Here is a 19,071-nt window from a genome sequence, read left to right as displayed (position 1 = left end):
TACAAGTGGAGTATGTAATCGAGATGCTGAACATCCGAAAAGAGTTTGGGAACTTCGTAGCAAATGATAATATCACCCTGCAATTAAAAAAGGGAGAAATCCATGCGCTTCTCGGAGAAAATGGTGCCGGAAAATCCACATTGATGAATGTTCTTTTTGGTCTCTATCAGCCTGAAGCCGGAGAAATCCGTGTAAAAGGTCAGACTGTAAATATAGCAAACCCAAATATCGCAAATGATTTGGGAATCGGGATGGTTCACCAACACTTTATGTTAGTGGAAAACTTTACGGTAACAGAAAATATTATTCTTGGTAATGAATTGACAAAGGGCGGCGTCATAGACAAAAAAGTGGCTGCAAAAAAAATCACAGAACTATCTGATATGTACGGGCTTGATGTTGACCCAAATGCAAAAATTGAAGATATTTCAGTCGGTATGCAACAACGTGTCGAAATCTTGAAAACGCTTTATCGTGGAGCGGAAATTCTAATTTTTGACGAGCCGACTGCTTCTCTAACGCCACAAGAGATTGATGATTTGATTCAGATCATGAAACGATTAATTGCAGAAGGAAAATCCATCATTTTAATTACGCATAAACTAAAAGAAATCATGGAAGTGTCTGATCGCGTTACAGTTATCCGAAAAGGACAAGGGATTGGAACAGTTGTTACAACAGAAACAAATCCTGATGAATTGGCATCTCTTATGGTAGGTCGCCAAGTAGAATTTAAAACAGTGAAAAAAGATGCCACTCCAGGTGAAGATACACTTATTATTAAAGATCTATCAGTACAAGATTACCGTGGCATCGATAAAGTGAAAAACCTATCACTCACTGTTCGAAAAGGTGAAATTCTTGGACTTGCGGGAATTGACGGAAATGGTCAGAGTGAATTGATTGAAGCCATTACAGGACTTCGCAAAATTAAATCGGGTACGATTTCTCTTAACGGTAAGGACATTACAGGATTGAAGCCACGCCAAGTAACGGAAAGTGGTATCGGACACATTCCAGAAGATCGTCATAAGCATGGTCTTGTCTTGGATTTCCCAATTGGCCACAACATTGCCCTGCAAACGTACTATAAAGAGCCAATTGCAAAAAATGGCATTATGAATTACAACAAAGTTTCTGAACTTGCGAAAAAAATTATTATTGATTACGACGTGCGTACCACAGGTGAAGATGCATTAGCTCGCTCACTTTCTGGAGGAAATCAGCAAAAAGCAATTATTGGTCGGGAAGTGTATCGTGATCCGGAAATTCTTATTGCTGCACTTCCTACGCGAGGTCTAGACGTTGGGGCTATCGAGTTCATTCACCAACGCTTAATTGAACAACGAGATAACGGTAAAGCTGTATTACTACTATCGTATGAATTGGACGAAGTCATGAACGTTTCAGATCGTATCGCGGTTATGTACGACGGCTATATCATCGATACACTTGATCCAAAACAAACTACGGAGCAAGAGCTTGGTCTGTTAATGGCAGGACAAGCAAAGCAGAAACGATCAAAACAGGGGGAGACAACTCATGTCGAATAGAGTAATCAACATCCTCGTGCCTGTTGTTTCCGTCGTATTGGGTCTTATTGTAGGAGCAATTATTATGCTTTTCAGTGGATATGATCCAATCGAAGGCTATGGAGCATTGTGGAGGGGTATTTTTGGAGACGCGTATGCCGTGGGAGAGACGATTCGTCAAATTACACCGTATATTTTAGCTGGACTTGCAGTTGCGTTTGCGTTCCGGACGGGCCTTTTCAACATTGGAGTTGAAGGACAGCTCATTGTCGGATGGTTTGCAGCAGCATGGGTAGGTGTAACATTTACGGATCTACCAACAATTGTGCATTTGCCACTTGCACTTATTGCAGCGGCTTTAGCGGGAGCGTTCTGGGGATTGATTCCAGGCCTATTAAAAGCAAAACTTCAAGTTCATGAAGTAATCGTCACAATTATGATGAACTACATTGCACTATTTGTTACAAACGCATTGATTCGCTCAATTTCAGATGGTGGAGACAATACAGGTCGTATTGCAGAGAGTGCTTCTCTAGCATCGCCTTTTTTACAAGGACTTACAGACTTCTCTCGTTTACACTACGGGATCCTAATTGCCCTTGCGATGGTATTCGTCATGTGGTTCATTTTAGAGAAAACAAAAACAGGGTTTGAGTTAAAAGCGGTTGGATTTAACCAAAATGCTTCAGAATACGCAGGTATGAACGTGAGCCGTAACATTATCATGTCGATGGTAATCGCTGGGATGTTTGCTGGTCTTGCAGGTGCGATGGAAGCATTAGGAACTTTCCAGTATGCCAACGTTAAAGGTGGATTCACTGGAATTGGTTTTGATGGAATTGCGGTTGCCTTATTAGGCGCAAACACGCCACTTGGTGTCGTATTTGGAGCAGCCCTATTTGGTGCATTGAAATACGGATCTCTTAACATGCCAAACGAAGCGGGTGTACCAGTAGAGATTGTATCGATTGTAATTGCAGTCATCATTTTCTTCGTAGCATCTGGGTATGTCATTCGTTTGTTCTTAGAAAAAATCGGCAAGAAAAAGGAGGCGAAATAAATGAGCGCCTTTTTAGATGCACTTTATTTCATTATCCCCGTTTCGATCGCCTATGCAGCACCTCTTATCTTTGTAGCAATCGGTGGTGTGTTCTCTGAGAAGTCAGGGGTTGTCAACATCGGGTTAGAAGGACTTATGGTGATGGGAGCATTTGTTGGGATTGTGTTCAACTTAACATTTGCCGATCAGCTTGGTGGAATGACGATTTGGTTTGCGCTTCTTGCAGCCATGGTCGTATCAGGAATTTTCTCACTACTCCATGCGGTTGCATCCATTACATTCCGTGCAGATCAAGTAATCTCAGGGGTTGCCATCAACATGCTTGGAGTAGCATTATCGATCTTTGCTGTAAAACTGATTTATGATAAAGGACAAACGGATTATATTTCTCAACAATTCATTCGTTTTGATATTCCGGGATTAAGCGAAATTCCTGTAATCGGTCCAATGTTCTTTAATGATGTGTATGCAACGTCTATTTTGGCAATTACGATTGCTATTCTTGCTTGGTTTGTTATCTACAAAACACCATTTGGACTTCGACTTCGTTCAGTCGGTGAACATCCAATGGCGGCAGATACAATGGGTGTAAAAGTAAACCGTATGCGTTATATTGCGGTTGTCATCTCAGGTATGCTTGCAGGTATTGGTGGAGCTGCCTATGCACAGACGATTTCATATGAGTTCTCTCAATCGACAATCAATGGTCAAGGATTCATGGCTCTTGCAGCTATGATTTTTGGTAAATGGCATCCACTAGGTGCAATGGGAGCTGCTTTATTCTTTGGACTTGCACAATCGCTCAAAATCGTTGGTGGATCCATCGACTTTATTAGTCAAGTACCAAGTGTGTATCTGGATATTTTACCGTACGTGCTGACGATTCTAGCTTTAGCAGGATTTATTGGAAAAGCAAGTGCACCAAAAGCAATTGGTAAGCCATATATTAAAGGAAAACGGTAATACTAAGAAGGTCTCCGCTATGGAGGCCTTTTTTCATGCCGAAACAATAGTCGTAGTGACTTGATAGTGGTACACTAAACGATAGAGAAAGGGGCTTTATTCTGTGTTTACTACTTCTACTCTCGCACCTGGTGTGCGACTTTATACAATGCCAACAAAACAATTTAAAACGATCACACTTTCCATTAAGTTCACCACAAAACTAACTGCTGAAAATGCTGGTGTACGAACGGTGCTTTCAAACCTGTTGCAATTTAGCAATCAATTAACACCAACTACAACTGCGTTTCGAAAAAAATTAGATGACTTGTATGGTACATCACTTTATCTCGACACGATGAAGCGTGGGGATCAACATACGGTGTATCTGAATGCAGACTTCGTGAATGATGCGTATCTACAAGATCGTAATTTGACAGAAGATGTGTTTGAACTTATTCAAGCTGTTCTGTTCAAACCTCTATTTAATGAAGATACATTCGATCAGCGTATTTTTGAGCGTGAAAAAAAGCAAGTGATGACTCGAGTGGATTCTTTATATGAGGATAAATCTCGTTACGCACAACATCGTTTACTAGAACTCATTCGTCCGAATCATCCAGCATCAATCTCTGCCATGGGTGAGAAAAGTTTATTAGAAAACGTAACTTTAGAGGACGTGAAACAAGAATACAGCAAAATGATTGAATCCGATGAGATTTCTATCTATGTCGTAGGTGATATGAATTCTGAAACCTACAAGAATGTATTGAAAAAATATCTTTCTTTTTCAGCTAGAGAAACATCTCCGAGAACAAACGATACTGCTATGACAACGGAATACTTAGAAACTGTTGAGAAGTTGGACATGAAACAAGCGAAATTACATATCGCTTATGAGACACCTGTCACTTCTAAATCAAAAGAGTTTCCGGTCATGCAAGTTTTGAACGGCGTCTTTGGTGGATATCCTCATTCCAAACTTTTTACAAACGTGCGTGAGAAAGAAAGTTTGGCTTATTATGCGTCTAGCTCATTTGCCTCATCATACGGATTGTTATTTGCCGTAAGCGGGATTGACCCTGTAGAAAAAGAAAAAGCAGAAGCGGTTATTGATCAACAGTTGATTGAAATTCAAAATGGGAACATTTCAGACCGAGAATTTTTACAAACGAAATCCATGTTAAAAAACCAATTAATGGAGATTAAAGATTCTGCGCGTGGTTTAATCGAAGTGTACGAGTCGTATCATGAAATTGATTCGAATTTCACATTAGATGGCTGGGCAGAAAAATGGACAGAAATTACGAAAGAAGATGTGAGTGAACTTGCAAAGAAAGTTGCAAAAGTGCATACATTCTTTTTAACTACAAAGGAGGGAGCATCATGAACAAGTTGAACTTTGAGCAAGTGAATGAGACTCTCTATTATGAAAAACTTGAGAACGGATTGGAAGTGTACGTGTTACCGAAGAATGGATTCTCCAAGTCGTATGTCACGTTTACAACAAAATATGGTTCAATAGACAATCACTTTATTCCTCCTGGAAAAGAAGAGGTCCGCGTTCCAGACGGAATTGCGCATTTTCTGGAGCATAAAATGTTCGAAAAAGAGGATGGAGATGTTTTTCAAAAGTTCAGTGAGGCGGGAGCATCTGCAAATGCTTTTACGTCCTTTACTCGAACCGCCTATTTATTCTCTGCAACAGATCATGTCGAGCAGCACACAAAGACGTTATTAGACTTTGTTCAAATTCCATATTTTACAGAAGCGACTGTCAACAAAGAAAAAGGAATCATTGCACAAGAAATTACAATGTACGATGATATGCCCGATTGGCGGTTGTATTTTGGTACAATTGAAAACATGTATCACGCACATCCTGTGAAAATCGATATAGCAGGTACAATTGAATCGATACAAGAAATCACTGCTGATCACTTGTATCTTTGTCACGAAACGTTCTATCATCCGTCTAATATGGTGTTGTTTGCAGTTGGAGCTGTTGACCCAGAATCTTTCATTCAGTTGGTGAAAGACAATCAAGCGGAAAAACAGTTTAAAAATAAGCCTGAAGTCGTCCATATCCTCCCTGAAGAGACGGATGATGTAGCCGTCGCATACCGTGAAATGAAAATGGACGTAGTGCAACCAAAAGTTTTGTTTGGAATTAAAGCACCTTCACAGTCTCTTCAAGGAAATGCGATGCTGCGATACGAGCTGGCATTGCAAACTGTTTTAGATAGCTTATTTGGAAGATCTTCGGAATTCTTTGAAAAAGCTTATGAAGACGGTCTAATTGATGAATCGTATTCAGCAGATTTCTCAATGGAAAGTAGCTATGGCTTCTCTATGATTGGATCAGATACGGATAAGCCGCAGGAGTTGATTGAGCGTATAAAACAACAACTTACTGTTCCATTTTCAGAATACACTTCAATCTCGGAGCAACTTGAGCGGACAAAGAAACGGAAAATTGGTACATTTATGCGTTCATTGAACTCAATTGAGTTTATTGCCAATCAATTCACACGGTATAAATTTAATGAGATGGAATTGTTCCAAGTGTTGCCCGTGGTCGAATCGCTTACTGTGAGCGACTTACAACAAGCCTATCACCATTTACAAAATCAATCTGCGCACACGCAGTTTGTCATCTTGCCTTCAAATGACAAAAAGTAAATTTGTCTGTATATTTGGTGCAACAGGATCCATTGGTCAAGCATGTGTAAAACGCCTTGCGAGTGAGGGATGGAGCGTCTATCTTCATTACCATCAGTCCAGTAAGACGGCGACTTTCTTGCAACAAGAATTGACAAGTCAGTATCCACATCAACACTTTATACCATTCCAAATGGATTTAAGTTTATTGGAACAGCTTGAATTTCCTTTTCTATTTGAGTTGGATGCTATTGTGTTTGCACATGGACAAACGGTTTATGAAGAATTTATAGCGACCTCGACTGTAACAACGCAAAATTTACTAACGACCTATCTACTTGCGCCACAAGAAATTCTTAAGAAGCTCTACCCAAAATTAAAGGGTGGCTCGGTTGTACTGATTGGCTCGATTTTTGGAGAAAAAGGAGCGGCTTGGGAAGTGAGTTACAGTGCTGCTAAGGCAGCACAAATAGGGCTTATGAAAAGCTTAGCAAGAGAGTGGGCAGCGATCCCGATTCGAGTCAATATGATAGCAGCAGGGTATATCAACAGTTCCATTCACAAGCATTTAACTGAGGAAGATGAGCAAGTATCCATAGCTCAGATTCCGCTTAAGCGTAAAGGTACTGCTGAAGAGGTAGCATATGGAGTTAGCTTTTTGGTGTCTGATGCCAGTAGTTTTATTACTGGACAATCCTTTGCTATTGATGGTGGATGGAATCTAATTGGATAACTGAGAGTAGAAATGGAGAGATGACAATGTCAACAGAGTGGTTTTTTGAATATGAAATCCAAATCAACAGACCGGGGCTTCTTGGAGACATTGCGTCGCTTCTAGGAATGCTTCGAATTACAATTGTGACAATTAACGGTGTGGATCAGGGGCGCCGCGGCATGCTATTGAACGCGCAGTCTAAAGCAAGCATCGACCGTTTTGAACACATTATCTCCACTATGGAAACAATCCAACTCACAAAATACCGTGAGCCAAAACTACGAGACCGTTTGGCTGTGCGCCACGGTCGCTACATACAGCGTGATTTAGATGATCGAAAGACGTTTCGTTTTGTTCGAGATGATCTTGGTTTACTGGTTGACTTCATGGCAGAGATATTTAAACAAGATGGGCATAAGCTGATTGGGATTCGCGGGATGCCGCGGGTAGGGAAGACAGAGTCTGTAGTGGCTGCTAGTGTGTGTGCCAATAAAAAATGGATTTTCTTATCTTCGACAATGATTAAACAAACAGTCCGAAATCAACTGATGGGAGACGAGTTCAGCAATCAAAATATCTTTATCTTAGATGGAATTGTCACCCGCAAATCATCGGATGAACGCCACCATCAGCTTGTAAAAGAAATGATGCGGATGCAGACGATTAAGGTCGTAGAACATCCAGATATGTTTGTTCAACACTCGGAGTATTCCATTGATGATTTTGACTATATTATTGAGTTACGCCATACACCGGATGAAGAAATTTCATATGAAATCCTAGAAAAAAATCGTGGAAACAATGATTTTGGAGGATTTGGTGGATTCGGCGGATTTGAATTTTAAAAAAGGCAGGTGAATGATGTGTCAGAATTAGGTGCTCGTCTTCGTCAGGCGAGAACAGAGAGAGATCTCTCAATAGAAGATATTCAAGCATTAACTAAAATACAAAAGCGCTATTTGCATGGAATTGAAGAAGGTAACTATGATTCGATGCCGGGCCCTTTTTATGTGCGCGCGTTCGTTCGCCAATATGCAGAAGCGGTCGGATTAAACGGGGATGAAATCCTTGATACGTATAAAAGTGAAATACCTGTAGCGACTAAAGCTACACCAACACCAACTCAGGCTTCAACAAGTCGTCGTACATATCGTGGGGGTGGTAACCGGTTAATGGAAATCTTCCCAATGATAGTGGTCGCATTATTTGTAGTAGCTATTTTAGCGATTGCCTATCTACTTTCTCAACGAGCGCCAGTAGATGCACCAGTGGATGAAGTGGGTGAATCTGAAATCATTATCGAAACGCAGCAACCAGAAACAACGCCATCTGGTGAAGAGGAAGAAGAAAACGAAGAAGACTCGTCACAAGAACAAGAACCTGAAGAGGAAACTCCTGAAATTAATATAATGTCAACAGGTTTTCAAGGAGAAGACTCTTTTTACAATGTGACCGATACTGATCAAGTAACAGTCCGAATTGACTTTAATGCAGACTCTTGGCTATCGATTCAAAATGAGGCTAGAGAAGAGTTACTCGATCTTGCACGAGTATACACGACAGAAGATGGATCGTACTCTTTTGAAATGCCATCACAAGGAACTTACAGAATTCGTATTGGTGTAACATCTGCAGCAGAAGTATTTGTTAACGATGAACCAGTGAACTTCCAGACGGGTCGCAATTCAGAAAACTTGTTCTTCACATGGACGAACTAGTATACGCCTTGTCCGATAAGGGCAAGGCCTGTTTTCTTAAAGAAAGGAGTAAGCCAATTGAACTTACCAAATAAAATATCAGTGTTTCGCATTTTTTTAATTCCTATTTTTATGGTGTTTATGTTAGTGGACTTTGGATTTGGAGAGGTCAGTCTTTTAGGTGCAACCATTCCAGTGGGCCATCTAATTGGCGCGTTAATCTTTATTTTTGCATCGATTACGGACTTTATCGATGGATATATTGCGCGAAAACATAATCTAGTAACAAACATGGGGAAATTTTTAGATCCATTAGCGGATAAGTTGCTTGTGTCTGCAGCACTTATTCTTCTCGTTTCATTAGAATTGGCGCCAGCTTGGGTAGTGATTGTCATAATCAGTCGTGAGTTTGCGGTAACAGGTCTTCGCTTGATCTTAGCAGGAGGCGGAGAAGTCGTTGCTGCAAATCAGCTAGGTAAAATTAAGATGTGGACTCAGACTGTTGCAATTTCAGCGCTATTACTGGGGAACATTGGTTTTGAAATGATTGGCTTCCCATTCGCAACAATCATGTTATATGTTTGTTTAGTATTTACAGTATGGTCAGGATGGGATTATTTCTATCTGAATCGTCGTGTTTTACTTGATTCAAAGTAAGGAGGGTATTGTATGCGCGCAGAAATTATTGCAGTAGGCTCAGAATTACTATTAGGTCAGATTGTGAATACGAATGCCCGCTTTATTTCTACGCAACTTGCTGAGATGGGAATCACTATTCATTTCCACACAGTAGTAGGTGACAATAAGGGGCGTCTTGTAGAGGCGATTCGAATTGCTGAGGGTCGCGCTGACCTGATTATTTTTTCAGGTGGACTAGGACCTACAAAAGATGATTTGACAAAGCAGACAATTGCAGACCATTTACATGCAAAACTTGTAATTGATCAGCAAGCGTTATCATTTATTGAAGACTTTTTCGCAAAGCGAGGACGGCCTATGACGGATAATAATCGTCAGCAGGCACTGGTCCTTGAAGGGGCGCAAGTGTTGAAGAACGAAAATGGGATGGCACCAGGGATGTTTTATCGAACTTCTACGCACACCTATATTTTACTTCCAGGACCCCCGAAAGAGTTAGAACCAATGTTTCAGTTTGAAGCAAAGCCACTCTTAGCAGAACAAGTATTGGATAATCAACTCATTTTCTCCCATGTCATTCGTTTTTATGGAATAGGAGAGGCAGAATTAGAGACGGAGTTGTTGGATTTAATTGAAAATCAAACAAACCCAACAATTGCTCCACTTGCTACGGATAGTGAAGTGACGATTCGATTGACAGCTACTGGTGCAACTGAAGATGAGGCTTGGAGTGCAATTAAAGACGTACAAGCGGAAATTTTGAACCGCGTAGGAAAGTACGTGTACGGATACAACAATGACTCATTGGCTCAAAAGCTAAAGCAAACATTGATTGCACATCATCTCACGATTTCTGCTGCTGAGAGCATGACAGCAGGTTTGTTCCAAGCTGAACTCGCATCGATACCTGGAATGGCTGAAGCACTGGTTGGTGGTGTCGTTGTCTACAACGAAGAAACTAAAATCAAGCATCTAGGCATAAATAAAGAGACAATCGATACATTTACAGTTGTGAGTCGAGAAGTAGCTGCTGAGATGGCCAAAAAGGTTCGTGAAAAGTTTGCAACCGATATCGGCGTTAGTATAACTGGTGCTGCAGGACCAGAAGGCCATGGTGGACAACCAGCAGGGACGGTTTGGATTGGCATTACTTATAAAGAAGAAGTGCACACATACGAACTTCATTTAGCGGGAATGCGTAATACGAATCGAATCCGTGCAGTGAAATTTGCGATCCACTATATTCTGCGTATAATTATGAACGAGAACAGGTCAAATATTTAGTTAAAAAACCGTAGCTGAGGCTGCGGTTTTTGATTTACAAAACTTAGATTTGCCAAAATGAAGTTGTGTAAAGAAATACGAATAAACGTTCGCTTTTTCCTTGTATTTTTCTCAATAAAGGAGTATAGTAAGTATAGAAACAACATTTGATTTCTTAGGAGGAATTTCATTTGGCAGATCGTAAAGCAGCCCTTGATATGGCTTTAAAACAAATAGAAAAACAGTTCGGTAAAGGTTCTGTTATGAAACTTGGAGAAAAGACGGATCGCGAAATCCAGACATCTTCTAGTGGCTCATTAGCCCTTGATGCGGCTCTTGGTGTAGGTGGATATCCACGTGGGCGTATCGTAGAAATTTACGGCCCTGAAAGCTCAGGTAAAACAACAGTAGCTCTCCATGCTATCGCAGAAGCACAAGCGTCAGGTGGTACAGCAGCATTTATCGATGCTGAGCACGCACTTGACCCAGTGTATGCACAAAAATTAGGTGTAAATATTGATGAGTTGCTTCTATCTCAACCGGATACAGGAGAACAAGCGCTCGAAATTGCGGAAGCACTTGTACGCAGTGGAGCAGTAGATATTTTAGTAATTGACTCCGTAGCCGCATTAGTTCCAAAAGCTGAGATTGAAGGTGAAATGGGAGATTCTCACGTAGGTCTTCAAGCGCGTCTTATGTCTCAAGCTCTTCGTAAACTTTCAGGTGCTATCAATAAATCAAATACCATTGCAATCTTTATTAACCAGATTCGTGAAAAAGTTGGTGTTATGTTTGGAAACCCTGAGGTTACTCCAGGTGGACGTGCGCTTAAATTCTATAGCACAATCCGTCTAGAGGTCCGTCGTGCTGAAGCAATCAAGCAAGGGACAGACATTATGGGGAACAAAACGAAAATTAAAGTAGTGAAAAACAAAGTAGCACCACCATTCCGTACAGCAGAAGTTGATATTATGTATGGGGAAGGGATTTCACAAGAAGGTGAAATCATCGATATGGGGTCCGATCTTGATATCGTTCAAAAAAGTGGTTCTTGGTATGCATACAACGATGACCGCTTAGGACAAGGTCGCGAAAATGCAAAACAATTCTTGAAAGAAAATGAGTCGATCAAGCATACGATTGCATCTCAAATTCGTGCTTCTCTTGGCATGGCTGCAAGTTCATACACGATTGCTGCACATGAAGAAGAGGAAGATGAAGAATTTGAATTAGTTTTAGATAAAGAATAATACGCAAGCGCTCGTCTTTTGACGAGCGCTCAGATTGTAGACAAAAGAATTCGAAATCTACCCGATTTCGAATTCTTTCTCTTTTTTTGGCTATTTTTCAGCCAAAATGGCGTGAGCAAAATGGTTGTAGTGCTCATCTTTTCGATATTTTTAGGCCATCTGTGGACCTTTCCAGGTCCATGTGGCCAACTTCTTCAGGTTCATGGCAGCAAAAGTAAGCATCGCCTGCATGGACAATTTTTTTATCCCTCGAAGGGTCGTCCAACGCATACCATGCTTTTCTTTAGCATCCGCAAAGACACGTTCGATGGTCTCTTTACGGCGGTTATATACTTCTTTGATCTCGTGATGGTGACGCAGGTCCTCTGACAGCTCGAGGTAGTCCTCCCAGATATGCCGCTGGATCAGCTTCTGAGGCTTGGCTGCCTGCGTACAGTTCTGCAAGACCGGACATACAGCACATTCTTTAGGGTCCGACGAATACTGGCGATAGCCATCACGGGTGGTCGTACGATATTTCAGCACCTGTCCTTCAGGACACAGGTAGCAATCAAAGTGCTCATCGTATACATATTCTTGTTTTTTGAAATAGCCGGGGCGTGTCATCGGTCTTTTATAGGGAAAGGCCGGCAACATCTGGTTCTCTACAAGATAGTTCGCAATCGCAGGTGTCTTATATGCGGCATCCGCTGCCACTACTACTGGTCTTTTTACATTTTCAATCACAGTGTCGATGATGGACTGGAAAGGGATACTGTCATGGACGTTGCCTGGTGTGACGAGATTCGCGAGCACAAAACCTTTTTCATCCGTGGCTGCATGGAAGGAGTAGGCGAACTGTTTGGTCCTCTCGTCTTTCACGTAATAACCGCTCTCGGGATCCGTCGTCGACTCTTTGATCTCCTTGTATTCTTCCTTTTCAAATGAATCTGGTGAAAATGGTCGCTTACCGTGTTCCTGCCTGTCCAGGTTTAGCTCCAGTTGGAGCTTCTCTTCATAGGCACGCGCCTCTTTACGGACAGTCTTCTTCGTGAACTTACGTTTATTCGCAGATGCCTTCACGTGTGTCGAGTCGACGAAGACATGTTCACTACTGAGTAGCCCCTTGTCCATGATCTCCTTCAATATACGATAGAAGATCTGTTCGAACAGATCGGTATCAGCAAAGCGTCGTACATAGTTTTTCCCGAACGTCGAGAAATGCGGCACCTCTGAATGGAACCCAAAACCTAGGAACCAACGATAGGCCATATTGGTCTCGATTTCTTTGATCGTCTGGCGCATCGAACGGATACCGAACGTATATTGAAGGAACGTCATCTTGATGAGCACGACTGGATCGATACTCGGGCGACCTGTCGAAGAATAGAGGTCCTCGACCAATGGATAGATGAACGAGAAATCGATTGCCGCATCGAGTTTGCGAACTAAGTGGTCCTCAGGGACCAGTTGGTCAATCGTCAGCATCTCAAGTTGGTCTCTCTGGTTACCGATATTCTTTGTCATCATGGTCGTGTTCCCCCTAAACAGTTGTTAAATCTATTATAAAAAGAAAAAAGACTGCAGACAAACTCAATATTTCATGAGTTTGTCTACAGTCTGAGCGCTCGTCTTTTGACGAGCGCTTTTTTCCATCAACTTGACAGTGATTTTTTATATCGATACAATGAATTTGTATTTTCTATTATTTTCATGCTAAAACGAAACCAGGCAGACAGAAGTCAGCCGACTGAAAACAACAAATAGCAAGAGGGGGTGTCTGCATGATTGAAATCATCATTCCCGCTTTGCTTGGTCTATTTGTCGGTGCCGTTGTTGGGTATTGGTATCTTAAAAAACTTAATGATTCCAAAGTCACTGGAGCGAAACAGTCCTCTGAACTGATTCTAGAAGAAGCAAAGCGTGAAGCGGAAGCACTTAAAAAAGAAGCACTTCTAGAAGCAAAAGACGAAGTACACACATTGCGCACAGAAGCAGAAGCCGACATTCGTGAACGACGTTCTGAACTGCAAAAGCAAGAAAATCGTCTTGTGCAGCGTGAAGAAAACCTTGATCGTAAGGATGAAACACTTGACAAGCGTGAAGCGGGACTTGAACGAAAAGAAGAAGCGTTGGCGGAAAGACAACAGCATATTGAACAAAAAGAGAGTAAAGTGGAAGAGCTTGTTCAAGAACAACAACTTCAACTCGAACGTATTTCTGCACTTACTCGAGAAGAAGCACGCAGCCTCATCTTACGTGAAGTGGAAAACGAATTGTCGACAGATATTGCAGTCATGACAAAAGAATTTGAAACACGCGCGAAAGAAGAAGCCGATAAGCGCTCTCGTGAAATCTTATCACTGGCCTTGCAGCGTTTTGCAGCAGACCACGTGGCAGAAACGACAGTATCTGTTGTGAATTTGCCTAACGATGAGATGAAAGGACGTATTATTGGTCGTGAAGGTCGAAACATTCGTACAATTGAAACATTAACTGGTATCGATTTAATTATTGATGACACGCCAGAAGCGGTCATTTTATCAGGATTCGACCCGATTCGCCGCGAAACAGCACGACTCGCTCTTGAAAAACTGGTACAAGATGGACGCATTCACCCAGCGCGTATCGAAGAAATGGTCGACAAATCGCGTCGTGAAGTAGATGAGTACATTCGTGAAGTTGGAGAACAAACATCATTTGATGTGGGAATCCATAACCTTCACCCAGACTTAATCAAAATCTTAGGCCGACTACGTTACCGTACAAGTTACGGGCAAAACGTATTAAAGCACTCTACAGAGGTTGCTTTCTTAGCTGGATTACTTGCTGCAGAACTTGGCGAGGACGTCACTCTTGCACGCAGAGCTGGACTTTTACATGACATCGGAAAAGCAATTGACCATGAAGTAGAAGGTAGTCACGTTGAAATTGGCGTGGAACTAGCAAAGAAATATAAAGAACATCCAGTCGTCATTAATAGTATTGCTTCTCACCATGGCGACACAGAAGCAACATCCGTGATAGCGGTATTAGTGGCAGCAGCTGATGCTTTATCTGCTGCACGTCCAGGTGCTCGTAGTGAAACACTCGAAAACTATATTAAACGCCTACAAAAGCTCGAAGAAATTTCAGAGTCTTATGATGGTGTTGAAAAATCGTTTGCTGTCCAAGCGGGTCGAGAGATTCGTATTATAGTGAAACCGGACATTATTGATGACATTTCTGCGCATCGTCTTGCACGCGATATACGCAAACGTATTGAAGAAGAATTGAACTACCCGGGCCATATCAAGGTCACTGTTATTCGAGAGACACGATCTGTTGAATATGCAAAATAACAACCATACGCAGGAATTCCTGCGTATGGTTTTACTTATGTTAGAGAGTAGGAAATTGTAATGAAAATTTTATTTATTGGGGATATTGTAGGATCAATCGGTCGGGATGCACTGGAGTCATATTTACCTCGGTTGAAACGCAAATATCAACCGGATGCTATTATTGTAAACGGAGAAAATGCAGCAGCCGGTCGTGGAATTACGAAAAAGATTTATGATGAACTACTGTTTATGGGTGTTGATGTAATCACAATGGGTAACCATACATGGGATCAAAAAGAAATCTTTGATTTCATCGATGATGCAGATTATTTGATTCGTCCTGCGAACTTCTCACAAGAAGCACCGGGCAAGGGGATGGTCACAATCGAGAAGAATGGTAAACAATTAACGGTTATGAATCTTCACGGCCGTGTATTCTTACCAGCTCATGATTGTCCGTTCAAAATGGCAGATGAACTTGTAGAAGAAGCCAAACAAAAAAGTCCGTATATCTTTGTCGACTTCCACGCAGAAGCAACAAGTGAGAAAATTGCATTTGGTTGGCATCTCGATGGACGCGCTTCCGTAGTTGTAGGTACACACACTCATGTTCAAACAGCAGACAATCGAATTCTTCCTGAAGGTACTGCGTATATTACAGATGTAGGAATGACTGGCCCTTATGATGGCGTATTGGGGATGGGTAAAGAAAATGTGCTTTATAAGTTTAAAACTAACTTGCCTGCACGCTTTGAAGTTCCCAAAACAGGTAGAGCAGTTGTCAGTGGCTATTTTGTAGAACTGAACGAGCAAGGAAAAGCAGTGCATCAAGAGCGAATTTACATTAACGAAGACCAGCCTTTTTCAAATTAGTCTATCTCCCTAATTCTTCGCATATTCTCTAGTAGGGATACTGTCCTAAGCCTTCAATGGAAAGGAAAGAGAAATGGACTCACTAAAAGTATCATCCCGGTCAAATCCAAATCTTGTAGCAGGTGCGCTGGTCGCAGTTATTCGAGAAAAAGGCTATGCCGAAATGCAGGCGGTTGGAACAGGAGCTTTAAATCAAGCTGTGAAAGCTATTGCGATTGCCAGAGGGTTTGTAGCACCAAGTGGACAGGATTTATATTGTAGCCCAGCATTTGCGGACATTGAGATTGGTAGACAAGAGCGCACAGCATTGAAGCTGTTTGTGGAAAAAAAGAAAAAGTAGGATGCAGCAGAGGGCCTCGGTTCTCTGCTTTTTGACGGGATTGTGGCAAATTACTTGTGATTTATCCGCCTATAGACTGAAATTGCTGATTTTCAATTGCAATACATAGAGGAATCAAATTCTTCATGATAAACTAATGTAGGATTCGAAACGTATACAATAAGGAGAGATTAACATGTTGCAGCAGCTCGCATGGAAAGTTGGAGGGCAACAAGGTGAAGGGATCGAAAGTACCGGCGAGATTTTCTCAATGGCGATGAACCGCCTTGGGTACTATTTATATGGTTACCGTCACTTCTCATCACGAATTAAAGGTGGACATACGAATAATAAAATTACTGTACGTCCTACAGAAGTTCGCACGATTGCAGACGATCTAGATATACTCATTGCATTTGATCAAGAGACTATTGATTTGAACTATAAAGAATTAACAGAGTCAGGCATTATCTTAGCAGATGCTAAGTTTTCACCTGAACAACCAGAAGACTCAAAGGCTCCTGTCATCGCCATTCCATTTACAGAAATTGCTTCTGAACTTGGAACGTCTTTGATGAAAAACATGGTAGCGATTGGCGCGTCAGCAGCACTTTTAAAGTTAGATGTCGCTGTGTTTGAAGCGGTCGTAAAAGAAATCTTCTCGAAAAAAGGAGAAGAGGTCGTTGCGAAAAACATGTTAGCAATTGAGCAAGGATATGCAAAGCTCGTTGAAATGACACCAGAAAAAGCGGGAAGTTACGCTTTACAAGCAGCGGACGGTCAACGCCGACTCTATATGATCGGCAATGACGCCATCGCACTCGGCGCACTTGCAGCGGGGGTTCGCTTTATGGCTGCATATCCAATCACGCCAGCTTCTGAAATCATGGAGTATTTAATTAAAAAGTTGCCATTGTTTGGTGGAACTGTCATTCAAACAGAAGATGAAATTGCCGCAGCAACAATGGCAATCGGATCGAACTATGGGGGTGTACGTGCGTTTACAGCGTCTGCGGGTCCTGGCCTATCTTTAATGATGGAAGCGATCGGTCTGTCAGGTATGACAGAGCAACCACTTGTAATCGTTGACACACAACGTGGTGGTCCTTCAACAGGCCTTCCAACGAAACAAGAACAATCGGACTTGATGCAGATGATTTTTGGAACACACGGCGATATACCAAAAGTAGTGCTTGCTCCAAGTACAGGGAAAGAAGCATTTTACGATACAATCCAAGCATTTAATATTGCAGAAGAATTGCAATGTCCAGTTATCATTCTGTCAGACTTACAATTATCACTTGGAAAACAGACAGTAGAGCCATTTGATTATGACGCAATCACTGTAACACGAGGCAAACTATTGTCGGGTGAAGAGATTCCTGAAAACGAGGACAAATCGTATTTCAAACGCTTTGAAATCACAGAGGATGGTATCTCACCACGTGTCTTACCAGGGATGAAAAATGCGATTCACCACGTAACGGGTGTGGAGCACGATGAGACTGGGAAGCCGTCAGAAGCAGCAGGCAATCGACAGCATCAAATGGATAAGCGCATGAAAAAGATGAAATCTGTCCAGTTTGATCAACCGATTTACTCGAATGCACCGCATGAAGAAGCAGACGTTTTATTAGTAGGATTTAACTCGACGCGCGGTGTCCTTGAAGAACTTCAAAGTTCTCTAAACGCACAAGGTATCCGCACAAACCATGCGCATATTCGTTTGATTCATCCATTCCCTGCACAAGAGATGCAAACACTTATGCAGTCAGCGAAAAAAGTTTTAGTAGTTGAAAATAATGCGACAGGTCAACTTGCATCTATTGTGAAAATGAATGTAGGGGGGCATGACAAGATTCACAACGTGCTTCGTTATGACGGAACACCTTTCTTGCCACGTCAACTTGAGAATCAAGTAAAGGAGATGCTCTAAATGGCGACATTTAAAGATTTTCGAAATAATGTAAAACCAAACTGGTGTCCAGGTTGTGGGGACTTTTCTGTACAAGCTGCAATTCAACGTGCAGCTGCAAATGTCGGTATTGAACCTCATGAATTAGCAGTTGTATCAGGAATCGGTTGTTCAGGTCGTATTTCAGGGTACATTAACTCGTACGGGTTCCACGGGATTCATGGCCGCGCACTTCCAATCGCACAAGGCTTGAAAATGGCAAACCGTGATTTGCACGTTATCGCTTCAGGCGGCGACGGTGATGGATTTGCAATTGGAATGGGCCATACAGTTCACTCGATTCGACGAAATATCGACTTGACGTATGTCGTAATGGACAACCAGATCTACGGTTTAACAAAAGGACAAACATCACCACGGTCTGCAGCGGGCTTCAAAACGAAATCGACTCCAGGTGGAGCAATCGAGCCTTCACTTAAACCGATGGAAATGGCGTTATCTGCTGGCGCAACATTTGTCGCGCAAGGATTCTCTTCTGATATTAAAGAGTTGACAGCGATTATTGAAGCGGGAATTCAACACAAAGGTTTTGCATTCATTAATGTTTTCAGCCCATGTGTTACTTACAATAAAATTAATACGTATGACTGGTTCAAAGAGAACTTAGTGAAGTTGTCTGAGCGTGAAGATTATGACAACACGAACCGTGAGCAAGCGATGCAAGTTGTGATGGAAACTGAAGGTCTTGTAACGGGAATTATTTATCAAGACAAAGAAACAGCTTCTTATCAAGAGCGCTTAACAGATTATGCACAAACGCCATTAGTTGAGGAAAATTTAACGATGAGCCGCGAGCAATTTGAAGCTTTACAAGCTGAGTTCCTATAACTAGAATCTGAAGCT

At 41.8% G+C, this 19,071-nt stretch carries 17 protein-coding genes; 16 read left to right on the top strand and 1 reads right to left on the bottom strand.

Annotated elements, in window-relative coordinates:
* Positions 1 to 5: 5 nt before the first annotated feature.
* From AB5N96_RS00715 to recA, 11 genes are all read left to right on the top strand, one after another.
* Positions 6 to 1,553, top strand: a complete 1,548-nt coding sequence (locus tag AB5N96_RS00715) for an ATP-binding cassette domain-containing protein (RefSeq protein ID WP_204589074.1) — start codon at positions 6 to 8, stop codon at positions 1,551 to 1,553.
* Positions 1,543 to 2,592: an ABC transporter permease gene (locus tag AB5N96_RS00710; protein WP_204589075.1), complete on the top strand. Its 1,050-nt coding sequence runs from the start codon at positions 1,543 to 1,545 to the stop codon at positions 2,590 to 2,592. Before AB5N96_RS00715 ends, AB5N96_RS00710 begins: the two co-directional genes overlap by 11 nt.
* The gene (locus tag AB5N96_RS00705) at positions 2,593 to 3,555 is read left to right on the top strand and encodes an ABC transporter permease (protein WP_204589076.1); all 963 of its coding nucleotides are present in this window, start codon (positions 2,593 to 2,595) and stop codon (positions 3,553 to 3,555) included.
* A 103-nt stretch (positions 3,556 to 3,658) separates the two neighbouring features.
* On the top strand, positions 3,659 to 4,924 hold the full coding sequence (gene yfmF / locus AB5N96_RS00700) for an EF-P 5-aminopentanol modification-associated protein YfmF (RefSeq protein WP_499704408.1): 1,266 nt from the start codon (positions 3,659 to 3,661) through the stop codon (positions 4,922 to 4,924).
* On the top strand, positions 4,921 to 6,216 hold the full coding sequence (yfmH, locus tag AB5N96_RS00695) for an EF-P 5-aminopentanol modification-associated protein YfmH (protein ID WP_499704407.1): 1,296 nt from the start codon (positions 4,921 to 4,923) through the stop codon (positions 6,214 to 6,216). The genes yfmF and yfmH overlap by 4 nt, the downstream gene beginning before the upstream one ends.
* The gene (locus tag AB5N96_RS00690; protein WP_499704406.1) at positions 6,203 to 6,928 is read left to right on the top strand and encodes an SDR family oxidoreductase; all 726 of its coding nucleotides are present in this window, start codon (positions 6,203 to 6,205) and stop codon (positions 6,926 to 6,928) included. Before yfmH ends, AB5N96_RS00690 begins: the two co-directional genes overlap by 14 nt.
* 26 nt (positions 6,929 to 6,954) lie before the next feature.
* Positions 6,955 to 7,755, top strand: coding sequence for a DUF3388 domain-containing protein (locus AB5N96_RS00685; RefSeq protein WP_204589080.1), 801 nt, complete (start codon positions 6,955 to 6,957; stop codon positions 7,753 to 7,755).
* A gap of 18 nt (positions 7,756 to 7,773) precedes the next feature.
* Positions 7,774 to 8,628 (top strand): helix-turn-helix domain-containing protein, encoded by an 855-nt coding sequence (locus tag AB5N96_RS00680; RefSeq protein ID WP_499704405.1) that lies wholly within the window; start codon positions 7,774 to 7,776, stop codon positions 8,626 to 8,628.
* A 57-nt stretch (positions 8,629 to 8,685) separates the two neighbouring features.
* Positions 8,686 to 9,264 carry a CDP-diacylglycerol--glycerol-3-phosphate 3-phosphatidyltransferase gene (gene pgsA / locus AB5N96_RS00675; protein WP_204589082.1) on the top strand — a complete coding sequence of 193 codons (579 nt, stop codon included), beginning with the start codon at positions 8,686 to 8,688 and terminating at the stop codon, positions 9,262 to 9,264.
* A gap of 12 nt (positions 9,265 to 9,276) precedes the next feature.
* A complete protein-coding gene (locus AB5N96_RS00670; RefSeq protein ID WP_499704404.1) occupies positions 9,277 to 10,530 on the top strand; it encodes a competence/damage-inducible protein A in 1,254 nt (417 codons plus the stop codon).
* Between the two features lie 170 nt (positions 10,531 to 10,700).
* Positions 10,701 to 11,759 carry a recombinase RecA gene (recA, locus tag AB5N96_RS00665; protein WP_204589084.1) on the top strand — a complete coding sequence of 353 codons (1,059 nt, stop codon included), beginning with the start codon at positions 10,701 to 10,703 and terminating at the stop codon, positions 11,757 to 11,759.
* 150 nt (positions 11,760 to 11,909) lie between these two features.
* On the opposite strand, the gene AB5N96_RS00660 is transcribed toward recA, so the two are convergent.
* Complete coding sequence (locus AB5N96_RS00660) at positions 11,910 to 13,268, bottom strand: IS1182 family transposase (RefSeq protein WP_499704403.1); 1,359 nt, start codon at positions 13,266 to 13,268, stop codon at positions 11,910 to 11,912.
* A 254-nt stretch (positions 13,269 to 13,522) separates the two neighbouring features.
* On the opposite strand from AB5N96_RS00660, the gene rny reads away from it, so the two are divergent.
* The 5 genes from rny (at position 13,523) to AB5N96_RS00635 (ending at position 19,056) form a co-directional block, all read left to right on the top strand.
* Complete coding sequence (gene rny / locus AB5N96_RS00655; protein ID WP_204589085.1) at positions 13,523 to 15,079, top strand: ribonuclease Y; 1,557 nt, start codon at positions 13,523 to 13,525, stop codon at positions 15,077 to 15,079.
* Between the two features lie 60 nt (positions 15,080 to 15,139).
* On the top strand, positions 15,140 to 15,934 hold the full coding sequence (locus AB5N96_RS00650; RefSeq protein ID WP_204589086.1) for a TIGR00282 family metallophosphoesterase: 795 nt from the start codon (positions 15,140 to 15,142) through the stop codon (positions 15,932 to 15,934).
* A 73-nt stretch (positions 15,935 to 16,007) separates the two neighbouring features.
* Positions 16,008 to 16,274 carry a stage V sporulation protein S gene (locus tag AB5N96_RS00645; protein ID WP_204589087.1) on the top strand — a complete coding sequence of 89 codons (267 nt, stop codon included), beginning with the start codon at positions 16,008 to 16,010 and terminating at the stop codon, positions 16,272 to 16,274.
* Between the two features lie 175 nt (positions 16,275 to 16,449).
* Complete coding sequence (locus tag AB5N96_RS00640) at positions 16,450 to 18,189, top strand: 2-oxoacid:acceptor oxidoreductase subunit alpha (RefSeq protein ID WP_204589088.1); 1,740 nt, start codon at positions 16,450 to 16,452, stop codon at positions 18,187 to 18,189.
* The gene (locus AB5N96_RS00635) at positions 18,190 to 19,056 is read left to right on the top strand and encodes a 2-oxoacid:ferredoxin oxidoreductase subunit beta (protein ID WP_204589089.1); all 867 of its coding nucleotides are present in this window, start codon (positions 18,190 to 18,192) and stop codon (positions 19,054 to 19,056) included.
* The last annotated feature ends 15 nt before the right edge of the window (positions 19,057 to 19,071 follow it).

It is taken from the genome of Chryseomicrobium imtechense (assembly GCF_041475995.1).
Taxonomy (GTDB): Bacteria; Bacillota; Bacilli; order Bacillales_A; family Planococcaceae; genus Chryseomicrobium; species Chryseomicrobium aureum.
The sequence above is the reverse complement of the archived record's forward strand: the minus strand, read 5'-3'. Positions and strand labels throughout refer to the sequence as shown.